Raw genomic sequence first — 15,076 nt, 5'->3', positions numbered from 1 at the left:
TAGTATAAACGATTTCGGTCAAAAATGTCTATCTCAAAAAGACAAATAGACTGCACAAATGTGCAATCTATTCAATAAATTCAAATTCATATTTTAAGATTCGTATCGTGTCACCATTCTCGGCGCCTCTTTCACGCAATGCTTCATCAACACCGAGTGACCGCATTTGCCTTGCAAAACGTTTAACCGATTCATCCCGGGAGAAATCCGTCATTTTAAACAGTTTTTCAATTTTCGGGCCATTTAAAACGAAGGTGCCGTCAGGGTCTCTTGTAATGTAAAACCCTGCTTCTTCTTTTTCATGCTTGTAAACGACTCGATTCGTCCCTTCTTTCTCTTCATGAATAAGCGGAAATTCAGGTGTTTCCTCCAATAGGTCAGCTGTAGCAAATAACACTTCGCGCAAGCCTTCTCGCGTTACAGCGGAAATCGGGAAAACCGGCACTTCTTCTTTTAATTGCTCTTTAAAACGCTCTAAGTTTTCTTCCGCTCCCGGAATATCCATTTTATTGGCGACAACAATTTGCGGCCTTTCTGTCAGGCGCAGGTTATATTCTTTTAATTCTTGATTGATTTTCACATAATCGTCAAAAGGATCCCGGCCTTCCATGCCGGACATATCAATCACATGAAGAATAACCCTCGTTCTTTCAATATGCCGCAAAAATTGGTGACCGAGGCCCACTCCCTGATGGGCGCCTTCAATTAATCCCGGAAGGTCGGCCATGACAAAGCTTCTGCCATCTTCTACCGCGACTACGCCAAGATTTGGTGTGATCGTCGTAAAATGATATGCGGCGATTTTCGGTTTCGCAGCTGAGACAACGGACAATAGTGTTGATTTTCCTACACTCGGAAAGCCGACAAGTCCGACATCTGCTAAAACCTTAAGCTCGAGAACGACTTCTTTTTCTTCACCGGGCTCTCCATTTTCGGCAATTTCAGGAGCCGGGTTAGCCGGCGTCGCAAAACGGGTATTTCCTCTTCCGCCACGGCCGCCTTTTGCGATGATGGCGCGCTGGCCATGATGAACCAGGTCGGCGATGACCTGTCCTGTTTCCGCATCTGTAACAACGGTACCCGGAGGCACTTTAACGATCATATCCTCCGCATTTTTTCCATGCATCCCTTTTGACATTCCATGTTCGCCCCGGGGAGCTTTAAAATGGCGATTGTAGCGAAAGTCCATTAACGTACGGAGCCCTTCTTCAACTTCAAAAATAACGTTTGCTCCACGTCCGCCATCGCCTCCTGCAGGACCTCCGTTTGGAACGTATTTTTCGCGACGAAACGCAACCATGCCATTTCCTCCGTCACCGCCCTTGACAAATACTCTGACTTGATCGACAAACATGTTCCTCACCTCTTTTCTGTAAAACTATATATGTTTTTAATCGACAAACGTTAGACTCAAAAACAATTCATCTTGACGAATATAGCTTTCGATAATGGAAAACGTTTTATGTGTTTTTTTGAAATCTTCCAGGGCATCTTCCATCATTTCACGGTTCTCTATGCCACCCGTAAAATGAAACGATAGGAGGAGTGGATCAGTCGCTATCGTTAATCGAATTTTATTTTCCGTCTTCATACTTGCATGGCTATTAAGTAAAGACAAAATCAACCGGCATCCATTTAGCAATGTTTCTTCGTATGTATGCAAATCCCTGACTTTTCCATCCACTTGGAATTTTAAGTCAATCGGATGTTTGCTCCAATTAAATGTAATTAAATACTCGAAAAGCTCCGGTGTGTTCAAATTCATTACGTTGGATTCATTTCTGGCGGAACGAATAATCTCATCAATAATTTCATTTGCCCTCTCGATTCGATTTAATGACAAATTCGCTTTAATTAATTGGAGATCATTCATCCAGTCATGTCTCGCATGGCGCAAAACTTCAACTGTCGTCCATTTTTTAGCCATATTGTCCCTCTTCTCATGAATTGCTTATTAAGTCTTAAAAAATAAAAAGCCCTAACCAATCAGGTTAGAGCTAAATTCCTTACGCTTCGTTTGCGATTGGATATACGCTTACTTTTTTACGATCTCGACCAAGACGTTCGAAACGAACGACACCGTCTACCTTCGCGAAAAGAGTATCGTCTCCGCCTTTACCTACATTTGTTCCAGGGTAGATTTTCGTACCGCGTTGACGGTAAAGAATAGAACCACCTGTTACAAATTGTCCGTCTGCACGTTTCGCACCAAGACGCTTAGAGATGGAGTCACGACCGTTCTTTGTGCTACCAACACCTTTTTTAGATGCGAAGTATTGAAGATTCAATTTAAGCATTTGTTCCACCTCCTGCTATTTGAGTATCTTCAGCGGTCAAATCCGCTTTTTTTCTTCATTGACTTGAATATATTGACTATAGTCACGTTCTATCGTCTTTAACGATACGATCATACCTTCTAATAAAACCTGGGCTTTACGAAAAGGTTCATCGCAAGCCATATCAGGTAAATCCATCCGCAAGAAACCGCCATCTTCGCGTGTTTCTACATCCGGAGTAAACTGACAGAGCTCTTCAATAGCATTAATCGTTCCGAATGACACAGCAGATGCTCCAGCACAGACAAGGTCTTGTCCATAGGGTCCGGACTCCGCATGTCCTTTCATTATAAAGGAGCGGATAACGCCATTTTGATTTCGAATAATCGAAACTTTAATCATTGGAATTAACCGTTGATTTTTTCGATTACAACTTTAGTGTACGGTTGACGGTGACCTTGTTTGCGGCGATAGTTTTTCTTCGCTTTAAACTTGTAAACGATCACTTTCTTTTCGCGACCATGCTTTTCAACTTTGCCAGTTACAGTCGCACCTTCCACTAAAGGAGAACCTACTTTAAGGTTGTCTCCGCCAATCATAAGAACATCTTCAAATGTTACAGTTTCGCCGGCTTCAACATCAAGCTTCTCAACGTAAATTGCTTGACCTTCTTCAACTTTAAGTTGTTTACCACCCGTTTGAATAATTGCGTACATCGATGTGCACCTCCTCTTAAACTCAGACTCGCCATCACAGGTGCATCAATGCTTAAAACCTGATCTGCGCGGTTGGAGCGGGTGCTCCAAAAACACTAACGGAAGAATCATACCACGTTTGATCCATGATTGTCAATGATATCGGTTGATTCTTTTTTGTATTTCATCGATTGTGCCGACATGACGAATTTCAAATTTCGCATAAGGATATTCCGTCTCTGTCATCGTGATTTTATAATTTAATATATTTTCGAGCTCATTTAGCTCTTCACCATACTTTTCTTTAAGGAGCCCTGCCACTTGCCCCGAGCATTCTATCCAGATTCCTTCCTCATCCATAAAGCGCCGCTCCCATAAGGCACGTTCGAGTTGATACGCTATAGTTTCCGCCGAAAGAACATGACCCGTCCCCGAACAGACAGGGCATTTACTTGATAATACATCATATAGCGGGCGCCTTTCCTTCTTCCTCGTAAGTTCAAGGACACCCATTGCGGTAAAACCGTAAATCACCGTTGTCATTGGATCATTCGTTAGCCATCTTTTTAAAGCGGCGATGACTTTGCTCTGATCTTCTTTTTCCTTCATTGTAATAAAATCAATTACAATCATACCGCTAATGTCACGAAGACGGAGCTGCCTGGCGATCTCTTCTGCTGCAAGCAAATTTGTATTTAACACGGTTTCCTGTCTGTTCGTTCTTCCTATGTATTTATCCGTATTGACATCGATGACGGTTAACGCTTCCGTATGATCAATTCGCAATGAAGCGCCATTTTTTAACCAGACGTGAGGCCATAAGGCTTTTTCAATTTCACTTTCAATAGCATAATGAGCAAAAATATTTTCTTTCCCTGTATATAATTTTATTTTTTCTTTCAAGCCGGAGGCATTTTCTGCCCATTTCAATAATGTTTCATATCCATCACGATCATCTATAATTATTTCTTCAACGGATTTAGTGACGATGTAACGGCCAATCCGCTCATACCAATTATTTTCTTGATGAATAAGGGATGGGCATTTTGCCGCTTCCACCTGTTGAATGATCGCTTCATATTGCCGGGCTAAATGATCATATTCTATTTTCAGCGCTTTGTCATTCTGTCCTTCGCTTGATGTCCGAAAAATCATCCCGTCTTCATCTCCGACCCACTTTTGGCCGATTTCCCGCCACTTTTCCCGTTCATCGCTGCTTTTTATTTTCTTTGAAACCCCTACATGGGCGGATTTAGGCAAGTAAACAAGATGACGGCCTGGAATCGAAAGCATTCCCGTCAGTTTCGCGCCTTTTGTGCCAAACTCCTCTTTCACGACTTGTACGAGCAGTTCTTCCCCTTCTTTAACAAACGATGAAATGTTCATTTGCTGTTTTTTTCCATGATCATAAGAAGATCGTTGAAAAGAAACTAAATCATCGCGATGAATAAATCCGTTTTTTTCCGTTCCAATGTCGACAAAGGCCGCCTGCATACCGGGCAACACCTTTGTCACTCGCCCTTTATAGATGGAGCCTGGCATCGGCTGACTGCTTGGCCGTTCTATCTTTAAATCAACCAGCTTGCCATTTTCCAATATAGCGATCCGCTTTTCAATCATTCGGGCATCGATAATAATTTTTATATCCAAACTTCAAGACCTCACTTCAATCATACTGCTTTTATTTTATCATAATAAAACATTCCGGCCGAACAGACCAATACAAAGAAAGACCCCTCTTTTTCGTTTATCGAAAAAGGCGGCCGATCGCACATTGCACTTGATTGGAAGCAAAATAGACATCTAACAATTGCTTTTCTTCAATCTCTTTTTTTCGAAGCGGCTCTTTTATGATGATCACATGGTAAACCCCTTTTTGAAACAGGGCAAGAACATCAGAAACAATGGTATTCCGATCAACATAAATAAGCTTTTTTTCTTTACGTGAGGAAGAAGAAGCGTGATAAATTCGTTCCATCAGAAAACGCATAAATACATAAGGGCGCTGCTTCCATTCGAAAAAATGGGTAATGACTAAAAAAATAAAAATGATCCATGAATTTAAGTGAAGCGGATTGCGTGAAACGAACACGATGAAAAAGAGAAGCAAAAAAAGAAATGAAACGATAAGAAATAGAGAATGCGCTCTTTTAAAAGGGAGATAGCGGGCAAAGAAAATAAAAAGCAGTTTCCCGCCATCGAGTGGCATAATCGGTAATAAATTAAAACAAACGATTGTCATATTCATGTGGAGGAACCATTCATGTTCGCTATTCGTCCAAACGCCAAAATGCCATAAAAGAAAGGATACCCCAATCATCCATATGTGCTGCAAGGGTCCGAGAATAGTAATGATAAACTCTTCTTGAAAAGGCCGATTTCCGTGTTCATCTACTTCCGCGACGCCCCCAAATGGCAGCAATTCTACTTTTTTAATTCGCCATTGAAAAAGATGAGCCCCCATAAAATGACCCATCTCATGAAAAAAAACAATCAGAAACAAAAGAATCATTTGCCGAAAGTGGCCAGTCATTAGCGCAAGCCCGATGACAAGCCAGAATAAAGGATTAATTTTCACCTTTTTTAAATAAGAAAAAAAGAAATTATTCAAAATTGATCACCTTGCTTGGATCGATGAATTCATCTCCTTTTTTAATCGCTAAATAATACGTACCCGTTTTCCCATCTTTATTTGGCGTCACTTTTCCAAGCGTTATGCCGCTTTTAATGTAGCTGTACAGTTTAATCTGGCGATTCACACTATCAAGCATTCCATACCACGATTCTTCTCCATCGCTATGCTGGATGATGACTGTTTTCCCTAAATTCCCTTTATCGCCAACAAACGTAACATAGCCATCTTTCAACGTATCAACATTTGAATTTTTGCCCGTTTCAATTAAAATACCCTTTCCGTTTTTTTGGAAGCTTTCATATACTCTTCCGTTAACTGGTACAGAAAAATCATTTTTCTTTGCCAATTTCGTCTTATCGTTGGATGTCGATGTCTTTTGTTTATCCGGAAAAAGAGCAAGTGGTTTTCCAAACTGGTTTTCATACCATTTTTTCACGGACGCAAATTGAAATTCCTCGTTATATAATTTCTTCACAAATCGCTGTGCTTTTATGGCCTCATCATTATGATTTTTAAATGCAATCCCCACTGCTAAAAACAAACAAATAGAAACGAGTATTTGAAATAAGAAGAATGGAAAATGAAAAAGCGGATGTTTCTTTTTTTCTTGATCATCATCTTCTTCGAAATGAATGTTTTTTGGATATGAATAATGATTTTCGACTACTGAACTTGATTTTATTCGATCCCTGTAGCGCTGTCGTATTTCATCAGCACGATTTCTCACGACCGGCAACCCCCCCGTCCATAAAGTATTTACCTCATCCTATGACTTGTCCGGAGAAGTTATTACAAAAAAAACGGAGAGAAATTGGAATTCCCCTCCGTTTCTTACTTCATTCCTAATAGCATCTTAATCTTAGAAAAGAAGCCTTTTTCCTCTTCAATTGGCGTCAAAGGAACCGATTCGCCCAATATCCGCCTTGCGATGTTGCGGTAGGCGATCGATGCTTTGCTATTTGGATTTAACGCAATTGGCTCTCCTTTATTTGCTGCTTTAATGACATTTTCGTCATCGACAACAACTCCGATTAATTCAATCGCTAAAATGGAGACGATTTCATCGACATCGAGGCTGTCCCCGCTTTTCATCAAATTGCTTCGTACGCGGTTCACAATGAGCTTCGGTGGCTCAACATCTTCTTGTTCCAGGAGCCCGATAATCCGGTCCGCATCACGAACAGATGCTGTTTCAGGATTGGTCACAACAATCGACTTATCCGCACCGGCAACCGCGTTTTTGAATCCCTGTTCAATTCCGGCAGGACAGTCAATAATGATATAATCATAATCTTGCTTTAATTCTTGAATAATTTGTTTCATTTGCTCAGGCTGAACGGACGATTTATCCTTTGTTTGTGCAGCTGGAAGCAAATACAGGCATTCAAAACGTTTATCTTTAATTAAAGCTTGATGAAGCTTGCAGCGTCCCTCCACAACATCAACGAGATCATAAATAATTCGGTTTTCCAGACCCATTAACACATCAAGATTGCGAAGACCGATATCTGTATCCACTAAACAAACTTTTTTGCCTGAAAGGGCAAGAGATGTACCAATATTAGCAGAAGTTGTCGTCTTGCCAACTCCACCTTTTCCAGACGTAATAACGATTGCCTCTCCCATGCTTTATTCCCCTTTCTATATGAATGCGAAGTCCATCCGCTACAAACGATTCAAATTGGGTCTGATTTTATGTACGATACTTAATCGTTCAATTACAATGCGCTCGTCATCATCAGGAATATAAGCACATTCCATTTCGTGACCTGCTTCGTCATAATGATCCGGTGCCCGATTAATCAACTCTGCAATCCGAAGCTGTGATGGTTTCATGAGGGATGCCGCGATAACTGCCTGCCTGTTACCGGTGCATCCGCCATGGGCCATCCCATTGAGCGCTCCTAACACGAATATATTTCCCGTCGCCTTAATCATACCTCCCGGGTTGACATCTCCGATTAAAAGGAGATCCCCCTGTACGCTTAAAACCTGGCCGGAACGAATCACTTTTGAAACGGTGACGACTGTAGCATCTTTTTTCATTTCTTCGGCTTCGGCCTTCGTAATGACATTCGATTCAAATTGATCGACAAGTAAATTTTTCTTCTGACCAATAATTTCGCGAATGGTATCACACTGTTCATCCGTTAAATAGCGATTCCCCGTTTTTACCCTTACAGTAATAAGCGGCCCGTTAAATAATTGACCATGGTCCGCCGATAATTTATTTTCAAGCTCTTCAACGAGCTGCCCGAACGAACATGTATCATCCAAGAGCAAAGTGAGGCCATCTTTCGTTCCTTTAATGGTTACATGATGTTGGAGTTGTTTTTGCATCCTATCGTTCACCTCAACATGTTAACATTCGACGAAAATGTTAAAAAACCTTCTGCACACCTAATTTTCACCGATGCTATCTTTCATTTTTCGCAAAAATTTAAGGAGTGGATAATAAATGAGTATCGCAAATACTCCGTTTAAAATGAGAGTTGAGATTAGTCGATTATAAAGAAAAAGATCGACACTCTCATTTGCAACCCCAACTAAAGTATTAAGCCCATAAACTAAAAACTCAAGCACGGCAACACCTAATATCGTAAGAACGAGCGTTACAAATAGATTCCCAAACAAAAATCTGGATAAAACCGCGGTAATATAAGCGACCAGTGCGGTTGAAAACATGTAAATGCCGATTAAATCTGTGTACATTAAATCAGTTAACAACCCAAATATTAATCCGTAAACAATCCCATAAGAAGGCTTTAAATAACTCGCTACGAAAATAATGATTACGAGTGAAAAATGAGGGATTAATAGAATTCCCCAATCCTGTTTGGGATTAACGACTTGCATTACGGTACTTTCAAAAACAAAAGCAATATAGGTAAGAAAAGGAAGAAGAATGCGGTACATTATTCTTCCCCCTTCTCGTTCAACACGTTTTCATCTAACTTTTGCGCTGTTCGATCTAAAATCATCACATGGTCGAGATCGTACAAATCAGCTGCAGGCTTTACATAAGCCGTTTTGGTCAAGCCATATTCGTCCGGTTTCACATCGGTTACTTCCCCGATCAATAAACCGCTTGGGAACACTTCGCCCAATCCGCTCGTCACGACTTTTTGCCCTTTTTTAACTTTCGCTTCAATCGGGATCTTCTTTAAAAGCAATCTTCGTTTTTTGTCATCATAGCCTTCAATTGTACCAAAAACACGTTTGTTTCCTTGAACAATGGCGGAAACGCGGTTGGTTCGATCGTTATCGCTTATCAGTTGGACGGTTGAATAAAACGCTCCAACCTTAACAACTTTGCCAATGAATCCTTCCGTCGTCCGAACGGCCATTTTCGGCTGAACACCGGCATTTGACCCTTTATCAATGAAAATAAATTTATTCCATTTATCAGGGGAGCGGCCAATGACGGTCGCCTGTCTCACCTTATAGTCTGAGAGATCTCCTTGAATCCCTAGCTGCTTTCTGAGGTCTTTATTTTCCTTATTCAATCGTTTGACATCGACAGCCATCTGGGCATATTCGTCCAATTTAGCTTTCAAGAGCTTGTTTTCATGATACATATTTTTCATTTCACCGATATTCTCAAAGAAACCCGCTACTAAGTTAGCGGGTTTATAAAAGATAGATTGGGTGAATCCTACCGTATCTTTTAAAAATTTCTCCGGCCATGTTAATTCTTCACGATCTTTCATTGAAAAACCAATCAGTGCCACTAAAATAATAATACTTACGAGAAGAATAATAAGCCGCTTATTGGAAAAAAACTGTGGCATGATTTAACACCTTCTTAAACCTTTGATTTACGTGCGGTAATCCCCGCTTTAGAGTGGAAAAGGTGTAAGTTCTCAAGCGCGCGGCCTGTTCCGATCGCTACACAGTCAAGGGCATTTTCTGCAACAATGACAGGCATTTTCGTTTCTTCGCTAATCACTTTATCAAGGTTACGCAAGAGCGCCCCGCCACCTGTCAATACAATGCCTCGGTCCATAATGTCAGCCGCAAGTTCCGGAGGAGTCTTCTCAAGCGTCACTTTAACCGCATCCATAATGCTGTTTACCGTGTCACGAAGTGCACCGGAAACTTCTTCAGCTGTAATCGTAATCGTTTTCGGCAGACCCGTCAACAAATCTCGCCCACGGATATCCATATCTTGTACACCTTCAGCCGAACCGGCGGAACCGATCTCAAGTTTCAATGTCTCAGCTGTACGTTCCCCAATCATTAAATTGTACGTCTTTTTAATATATTGAATAATCGCGTCGTCCATTTCATCACCGGCGACTCGGATCGATTGGCTCGTTACAATTCCACCAAGAGAAATGATTGCAACTTCAGTCGTTCCACCGCCAATATCAACAACCATGCTTCCGGTCGGTTCCCAAACAGGAAGATCCGCTCCGATCGCGGCTGCAAAAGGTTCTTCAATGGTAAAAGCCTCTCTTGCCCCGGCCTGTTTTGTCGCATCTTCTACGGCACGCTTTTCAACAGCTGTAATGCCTGAAGGCACACATACCATAACGTTTGGTTTTCTAGCAAACACCGAACGGTTCTTTTGCGCCTGTTGAATAAAATATTTCATCATTGTAGCTGTCGTTTCAAAATCTGCAATAACCCCGTCTTTCATCGGTCTTACTGCAACGATGTTTCCGGGTGTACGCCCGATCATATTTTTTGCGGCATTACCTACAGCTTCAATTGATCCTGTATCTGTACGCAGCGCAACAACGGAAGGTTCACGCACAACAACACCCTTCCCCTTCACGTATACAAGGGTGTTTGCTGTTCCTAAGTCAATCCCTAAGTCTTTTGAAAATCCACCAAACATTTATGTAAACTCCTTTCATATCAAGCAAAACTCATAAATATGATTATACGACAAGCGGGGCAAAAAAGACAATGTTAAACATACCCTTTTTCTTTTAAACTGACATATTTTCGATCACCGATAATAATATGATCGAGCATTTCGATTCCGAGAATCTTTCCGCACTCGACCAATCGCTTTGTCACATCTATATCTTCACTGCTTGGCGAGGGATCGCCGCTTGGATGATTGTGAAAACAAATCAATGACGCAGCGGACCGGCGAATTCCTTCTTTAAATACTTCCCGCGGATGAACAATAGAAGAATTCAAACTGCCAATAAAAATCGTTTTCTTGTGAATGACCTGGTTTTTCGTATTTAAGTAGAGACAGACGAAATGTTCTTGTTCAAGAAAGCGAAGTTCATCCATTAAATAATTGGCGCCATCTTCCGGTGAACGAATGGCATAACGTTCATCAAATTGAAGCCGGCTAATTCTTCTTCCAAGTTCAATTGCCGCTATTAATTCTACCGCTTTTACATCACCAATGCCATTAATTTCTTTTAATTCCCCAATCGTCGCATTTTTCAACATACGCAATCCTTCAAAATGTTGAACGATTCGGTTTGCCAGATGCAAAACCGATTCCTTCTTTGTTCCAGTCCTTAGCAATATCGCAAGCAACTCTTGATTCGATAATGCTTCAGGGCCTTCATTTAGCATTCTTTCACGCGGTCTTTCATGGGCGGGATAATCTCGAATCATAAGCGGTGTACTTTCCACTTACGTCTTTCCTCCTTATTTGATATCTCTTTGACTGACTGCGCTGATACCAAACGATTCAAGTTCTCGAACAACCTTCGAGATTGGTAGCCCCATCACATTGTAAAAATCGCCGTTGATCGATTGAACGAGAGTCGCACCTCTTCCTTGAATGCCGTATCCTCCCGCTTTATCCATTGGTTCTCCGCTATTCACATAGTGCAAAATTTCTTTTTCCGTTAATGGCCAAAAAGTAACTTCCGTCCGGTCGGAAAACAAACTGATCTTGTCTTTTGAAATGATGCAATTGCCCGTATAAACCGAGTGGGTTTGTCCGGATAACATTGTAAGTATTGCTATCGCTTCTTCCCGGTCTTTCGGCTTTCCAAGCATTTGGCCGCCAAAGACGACAATCGTATCCGCACCTAAAACGACACATTCCGGATGGGACTCAAACACATCTCTGGCTTTTTGTTCGGCAAGTGAACAAACGAGTTTGTCCGGGGATAAAGTAGGATCCATGACCTCTTCAATACGGCTTGGAATCACTTCAAATAGAAAATCGGCCATAGATAGAAGTTCTTTTCTCCGAGGAGAAGAAGAGGCTAAAATGAGGTTTGGCATGAAATCTCACCCTTTTTTAGAAGTTGTTTAAAAGGATTGAGGAAAAAATTATCTCCTTTTAAACGTTATTACATCATGTCTAATTGAAAAGGGCTTACCTTTAGCATATCAAATCCCCTAAAATTAGACAATAATTTGTATCGTTAAATTGCTTCTTTTAGTCTTTCGTCATTTTCCGCCAGTTTATGACTAATTTTTTTCAATTGTAACCACTTTGTAATACATAATGGCACTGATGGTTATGAACAATAGAAAAAGAGGTGATTCGTTATGAAACTGTTGAAAACGGTTATTTGTTTGCTCATTTTTTTAGGTTTTCACACAAACGCAAACGCCAGGCAACCTGGCGTTCCTACAGTTGTTGTCGATACGAAGCCAATGGCAAATTTGAAAGAATTGCGGAATGAGTCGACCATCATCGCATTTGGCTGGTTTAATACAGCCCATCTGGAGCGTTCGCTGGGGAAATCGGTACAAGGCGGCAAGCTTGTAAATTTCGTTCAAAGCTTTCAAACGAAAAGATATATCAAAGGCAGCGGACCACAGATTATTTCTGTCGTATCGACCGGCATTGATCCACTACCCGCTCCGGAAAATCCGTTAAATAAAGTGTATCCTGGACCAATGGCAGAAGGAGAATATATCGCATTCCTTAAACCGTTAAAAGGAACGAAACAGTATATACTTGTTGGCGGATGGCAAGGGGTTTACCCGATTATCGGTGGTAAAACGATTGCACTTGAAGGTTCCGGTTTTAATGAATTAAACGCTTTAACAGTTCAGGAATTCGAAACGAAAATAAAAACTTCATTTTAAAACTAAAGCGACCGGGTAAAATTTATTTTTTACCCGGTAGAGCTTATTTCAACGTATCAAGAAGCTTCGTATAGGAGACAAGGCTGTTTAACGCAGATTGTTGGAATTTCCAATTTACTTCCCCATTTGATTTGCTTCCTAACTGTTTCAACGTCTGTTCAAGATCCTTTTCATAATGTAAAGCGGCTTGCTTCTGCTTTGTGTTCCAGCTGCCCTTCTGTTGATTTAAATAATCTTTCCAGCTGGAAAAATCTTTTTGGATCGATTGTTCACTTCCCTTGCTGGAAGATGGGGCCTTCGCCAGTGTTATCATGTTTTGAAGCAAAATTTTCCCATTCACAAAAAACGCTTCATCCTGCTTGTTCGTGGCCTTCAGTTGTTTATACGTCACATTTAACGGCTTCATGTACACGTCAATTCCATTGTTTTTATACATGTCAGCGAGCGATTTTGCCTGCTCTTCATTATTTCCCACCCCAATATAAACAAAATAACGGCTATCCAGTTCGTAAACAGTCGCGGCATATCCTTTCGCACGAATGCTGCTCGCCAATCGGTTTGCCGTCTCCTTCGATTGATAAATCCCGCCCTGTGCGACATGAAAATCAAGCGCGATATCATGTATGGCTACTTTCGAAGTTTGCACAACACCACTTGCTGGCAGGTTTGCGGTCACTTCTCCTTTTGCCCCGGAAAGTTCACCCGTAAATAACATTAAAAGGACGGCACCGAACCCTGAGCCGATGACAACCGCTCCTATAACCGCCATAAGCAATTGCTTTGAAAAACGAGGAGCGCTTTTTTTCTTTACCGGTAACCGTCCCGGTCTCCATGTCATTTTCTTTTTCTTTTTTTGTTTCACTTGTGGAAATTCGATTGACGACTTCCGCTCTAGAATCGCTTGAAAATCAAGAACTTTCCCTTCTTCCTCGGCGGTGAATGTTTTAGGCACAGAATCCGAATAAACGGATGCAGCTAATTCTTCTGCCGTATTCACGGATCCTTCTCCTGTCTCTTTAAGCGGCTTATCTTGCCCATTAATAAGCACTGTAATTTGCCGTTGATCCTTCAATCAAACCCGCTCCTTTATCTATCATCTACTAAATCGTATGTAAAAGAAGTAGTTAATAGAACAAGAAAAATAGCAGGAGGTTTAAATCCTCTTGCTATTGATTAGCGCGCTTTAGGCGTAGTGAATAATGGATTTTCTTTACCGGATGGCAGATCGTAATGAGACTCTGGCAACTCTTTAACCAATTCCGTCAGTTCTGGCAAATAAAAGGCCGAGAGCTCGACAGAGTACGTTAATGGCTCCGCTGCAGTAGACATCCCGGTCGACTCTTGAGGCCCCGCAAACTTTATTGCAGTAATGTAGGTAATTCTTTTCGATGATTCGATCTCGGAGAGAAACTTTTTCCACGCGTTATAATCAGGGACTTTCACTTCCAGGCTTACGTTGACTTGCTTTAACTCTTCAGGCATGCCCTCAAGCTTTGTTTTCTTTTGTTCCGTGCCATTCGTTGTTACCGCTTCATTCACGCCATTTACAGTGCTCGATTGCGGCTTGTTGCTATCAGCAGCCGGCGGATTATTTTCGTCCGTATTTCGATCCGGCTGCACTTGCTCCGCTTCTCCATCTCCAAATTTCATCGTTGCAATCGAGCAGCCTGAAACGGTTTCAGCTCTCTTTAACTGCAACAAAAACTGATCCACTAACGGTTTAACGGGAACTTCCTGTTGCAACAAAGCAATGTTGATTGGAGCAACCTTCTTTTTCTTATGTTTACTATTTTCCAATCGCTGCAATTCCTTTTCCTTACCCGCTGCTTCCGCTTTCGCCTCGTTTAACTGATGATGTAACGGCCGGTATACCCCAACGTATAAATAGCTGACTAAGCCAAGTAAGAGAATGAGGCAGCTTATCGTCAAGATTATTGTTAAATTAAAGCGTCTTGCCAAACGAATCATCCTTTCTTCCTTGCTTGTAGCGCGTTCGTGTTCATGTTCAGTTCGTATTTGGCAATATATCGCGGCAGCACCGAGAATGGATCAGTAGATGTGTTTGAGCCTGCATCATTTTCATCTTGTTCTAATGAAGCCGTAGTGACTTCAAGAAGTGTAGCCTCATGAATAAATGGCGATTCTGTCAGATCATGTAAATATTGTGCAGTCTCATCAAGCGTATCAAATTGAACCGAAAGATCGACCGTACTGCCATCTTTATACTCGTAGCTGATGAAATATCCCCGTTTGGGCAATAACGAAACGAGATGGTCCAACAGCTTGACCGTCGAACGTTGATTGGAATGAACCCAATCGATATTCGTTCGCAAGATTTGAGCTGCATTCGGTTTGACTTGAACGTTCTTTTTTTTCTGTGCCATTTCAATCAGGTGTGTGGCAGTATCAACTTTTTGCTGTTCAATAGACGTCCATGCCGCCCT

19 protein-coding genes and 1 other annotated feature are annotated in these 15,076 nt (G+C 41.4%); of the genes, 1 reads left to right on the top strand and 18 read right to left on the bottom strand.

Annotated elements, in window-relative coordinates; genetic code table 11:
• Positions 1-67: 67 nt before the first annotated feature.
• The 15 genes from obgE to WD019_RS02555 all read right to left on the bottom strand — a co-directional run bounded on the left by obgE (position 68) and on the right by WD019_RS02555 (position 11,816).
• Entirely contained in the window at positions 68-1,354 is a 1,287-nt protein-coding gene (obgE, locus tag WD019_RS02625) for a GTPase ObgE (protein WP_425710569.1), read from the bottom strand.
• Positions 1,355-1,390: 36 nt separating this feature from the next.
• Complete coding sequence (locus tag WD019_RS02620; protein ID WP_425710568.1) at positions 1,391-1,927, bottom strand: Spo0B domain-containing protein; 537 nt, start codon at positions 1,925-1,927, stop codon at positions 1,391-1,393.
• Positions 1,928-2,006: 79 nt separating this feature from the next.
• Complete coding sequence (gene rpmA / locus WD019_RS02615; RefSeq protein WP_026676435.1) at positions 2,007-2,297, bottom strand: 50S ribosomal protein L27; 291 nt, start codon at positions 2,295-2,297, stop codon at positions 2,007-2,009.
• Between the two features lie 36 nt (positions 2,298-2,333).
• Positions 2,334-2,678, bottom strand: a complete 345-nt coding sequence (locus tag WD019_RS02610; protein ID WP_026676436.1) for a ribosomal-processing cysteine protease Prp — start codon at positions 2,676-2,678, stop codon at positions 2,334-2,336.
• Between the two features lie 5 nt (positions 2,679-2,683).
• The gene (rplU, locus tag WD019_RS02605) at positions 2,684-2,992 is read right to left on the bottom strand and encodes a 50S ribosomal protein L21 (RefSeq protein WP_026676437.1); all 309 of its coding nucleotides are present in this window, start codon (positions 2,990-2,992) and stop codon (positions 2,684-2,686) included.
• A 14-nt stretch (positions 2,993-3,006) separates the two neighbouring features.
• Positions 3,007-3,076: a sequence feature (ribosomal protein L21 leader region), on the bottom strand.
• A 48-nt stretch (positions 3,077-3,124) separates the two neighbouring features.
• Complete coding sequence (locus WD019_RS02600; protein ID WP_425710567.1) at positions 3,125-4,621, bottom strand: Rne/Rng family ribonuclease; 1,497 nt, start codon at positions 4,619-4,621, stop codon at positions 3,125-3,127.
• Between the two features lie 97 nt (positions 4,622-4,718).
• Positions 4,719-5,582, bottom strand: a complete 864-nt coding sequence (locus tag WD019_RS02595) for a M50 family metallopeptidase (protein WP_425710566.1) — start codon at positions 5,580-5,582, stop codon at positions 4,719-4,721.
• Complete coding sequence (locus tag WD019_RS02590) at positions 5,575-6,333, bottom strand: peptidoglycan DD-metalloendopeptidase family protein (RefSeq protein WP_425710565.1); 759 nt, start codon at positions 6,331-6,333, stop codon at positions 5,575-5,577. The genes WD019_RS02595 and WD019_RS02590 overlap by 8 nt, the downstream gene beginning before the upstream one ends.
• A gap of 104 nt (positions 6,334-6,437) precedes the next feature.
• Positions 6,438-7,232 (bottom strand): septum site-determining protein MinD, encoded by a 795-nt coding sequence (minD, locus tag WD019_RS02585; RefSeq protein WP_026676441.1) that lies wholly within the window; start codon positions 7,230-7,232, stop codon positions 6,438-6,440.
• 39 nt (positions 7,233-7,271) lie between these two features.
• Positions 7,272-7,946 (bottom strand): septum site-determining protein MinC, encoded by a 675-nt coding sequence (gene minC / locus WD019_RS02580; protein WP_425710564.1) that lies wholly within the window; start codon positions 7,944-7,946, stop codon positions 7,272-7,274.
• Positions 7,947-8,006: 60 nt separating this feature from the next.
• Positions 8,007-8,522, bottom strand: a complete 516-nt coding sequence (gene mreD, locus WD019_RS02575; protein WP_425710563.1) for a rod shape-determining protein MreD — start codon at positions 8,520-8,522, stop codon at positions 8,007-8,009.
• Complete coding sequence (gene mreC, locus WD019_RS02570) at positions 8,522-9,397, bottom strand: rod shape-determining protein MreC (protein ID WP_026676444.1); 876 nt, start codon at positions 9,395-9,397, stop codon at positions 8,522-8,524. Before mreC ends, mreD begins: the two co-directional genes overlap by 1 nt.
• 14 nt (positions 9,398-9,411) lie before the next feature.
• The gene (locus WD019_RS02565) at positions 9,412-10,449 is read right to left on the bottom strand and encodes a rod shape-determining protein (RefSeq protein ID WP_026676445.1); all 1,038 of its coding nucleotides are present in this window, start codon (positions 10,447-10,449) and stop codon (positions 9,412-9,414) included.
• Positions 10,450-10,523: 74 nt separating this feature from the next.
• Positions 10,524-11,195: a RadC family protein gene (gene radC / locus WD019_RS02560; RefSeq protein WP_081412582.1), complete on the bottom strand. Its 672-nt coding sequence runs from the start codon at positions 11,193-11,195 to the stop codon at positions 10,524-10,526.
• A gap of 33 nt (positions 11,196-11,228) precedes the next feature.
• Positions 11,229-11,816, bottom strand: coding sequence for a Maf family protein (locus WD019_RS02555; RefSeq protein WP_026676447.1), 588 nt, complete (start codon positions 11,814-11,816; stop codon positions 11,229-11,231).
• Positions 11,817-12,086: 270 nt separating this feature from the next.
• On the opposite strand from WD019_RS02555, the gene WD019_RS02550 reads away from it, so the two are divergent.
• Positions 12,087-12,632 carry a hypothetical protein gene (locus WD019_RS02550; protein ID WP_425710562.1) on the top strand — a complete coding sequence of 182 codons (546 nt, stop codon included), beginning with the start codon at positions 12,087-12,089 and terminating at the stop codon, positions 12,630-12,632.
• A 43-nt stretch (positions 12,633-12,675) separates the two neighbouring features.
• Here WD019_RS02550 and WD019_RS02545 read toward each other — a convergent pair whose 3' ends face one another.
• The 3 genes from WD019_RS02545 to WD019_RS02535 form a co-directional block, all read right to left on the bottom strand.
• On the bottom strand, positions 12,676-13,704 hold the full coding sequence (locus WD019_RS02545) for a hypothetical protein (RefSeq protein ID WP_425710561.1): 1,029 nt from the start codon (positions 13,702-13,704) through the stop codon (positions 12,676-12,678).
• A 101-nt stretch (positions 13,705-13,805) separates the two neighbouring features.
• Entirely contained in the window at positions 13,806-14,600 is a 795-nt protein-coding gene (locus WD019_RS02540; RefSeq protein ID WP_425710560.1) for a hypothetical protein, read from the bottom strand.
• The coding region (locus WD019_RS02535) for a PilN domain-containing protein (RefSeq protein WP_425710559.1) at positions 14,597-15,076 on the bottom strand (480 nt) is incomplete at its 5' end. The genes WD019_RS02540 and WD019_RS02535, both read right to left, overlap by 4 nt.

This window comes from Fictibacillus sp. Mic-4, from assembly GCF_049843615.1.
GTDB classification, from domain to species: domain Bacteria; phylum Bacillota; class Bacilli; order Bacillales; family Fictibacillaceae; genus Fictibacillus_A; species Fictibacillus_A gelatini.
This window is presented reverse-complemented; position numbering and strand designations above follow the sequence as displayed.

Excerpts from the sequence above, each read along its gene's own strand:
- rplU (WP_026676437.1), bottom strand. The coding sequence starts at position 2,992 with ATGTACGCAATTATTCAAACGGGTGGTAAACAACTTAAAGTTGAAGAA.
- WD019_RS02550 (WP_425710562.1), top strand. The coding sequence starts at position 12,087 with ATGAAACTGTTGAAAACGGTTATTTGTTTGCTCATTTTTTTAGGTTTT.
- WD019_RS02610 (WP_026676436.1), bottom strand. The coding sequence starts at position 2,678 with ATGATTAAAGTTTCGATTATTCGAAATCAAAATGGCGTTATCCGCTCC.
- radC (WP_081412582.1), bottom strand. The coding sequence starts at position 11,195 with ATGATTCGAGATTATCCCGCCCATGAAAGACCGCGTGAAAGAATGCTA.
- WD019_RS02555 (WP_026676447.1), bottom strand. The coding sequence starts at position 11,816 with ATGCCAAACCTCATTTTAGCCTCTTCTTCTCCTCGGAGAAAAGAACTT.
- obgE (WP_425710569.1), bottom strand. The coding sequence starts at position 1,354 with ATGTTTGTCGATCAAGTCAGAGTATTTGTCAAGGGCGGTGACGGAGGA.
- rpmA (WP_026676435.1), bottom strand. The coding sequence starts at position 2,297 with ATGCTTAAATTGAATCTTCAATACTTCGCATCTAAAAAAGGTGTTGGT.
- WD019_RS02565 (WP_026676445.1), bottom strand. The coding sequence starts at position 10,449 with ATGTTTGGTGGATTTTCAAAAGACTTAGGGATTGACTTAGGAACAGCA.
- minD (WP_026676441.1), bottom strand. The coding sequence starts at position 7,232 with ATGGGAGAGGCAATCGTTATTACGTCTGGAAAAGGTGGAGTTGGCAAG.
- WD019_RS02540 (WP_425710560.1), bottom strand. The coding sequence starts at position 14,600 with ATGATTCGTTTGGCAAGACGCTTTAATTTAACAATAATCTTGACGATA.
- minC (WP_425710564.1), bottom strand. The coding sequence starts at position 7,946 with ATGCAAAAACAACTCCAACATCATGTAACCATTAAAGGAACGAAAGAT.
- mreD (WP_425710563.1), bottom strand. The coding sequence starts at position 8,522 with ATGTACCGCATTCTTCTTCCTTTTCTTACCTATATTGCTTTTGTTTTT.
- WD019_RS02620 (WP_425710568.1), bottom strand. The coding sequence starts at position 1,927 with ATGGCTAAAAAATGGACGACAGTTGAAGTTTTGCGCCATGCGAGACAT.
- mreC (WP_026676444.1), bottom strand. The coding sequence starts at position 9,397 with ATGCCACAGTTTTTTTCCAATAAGCGGCTTATTATTCTTCTCGTAAGT.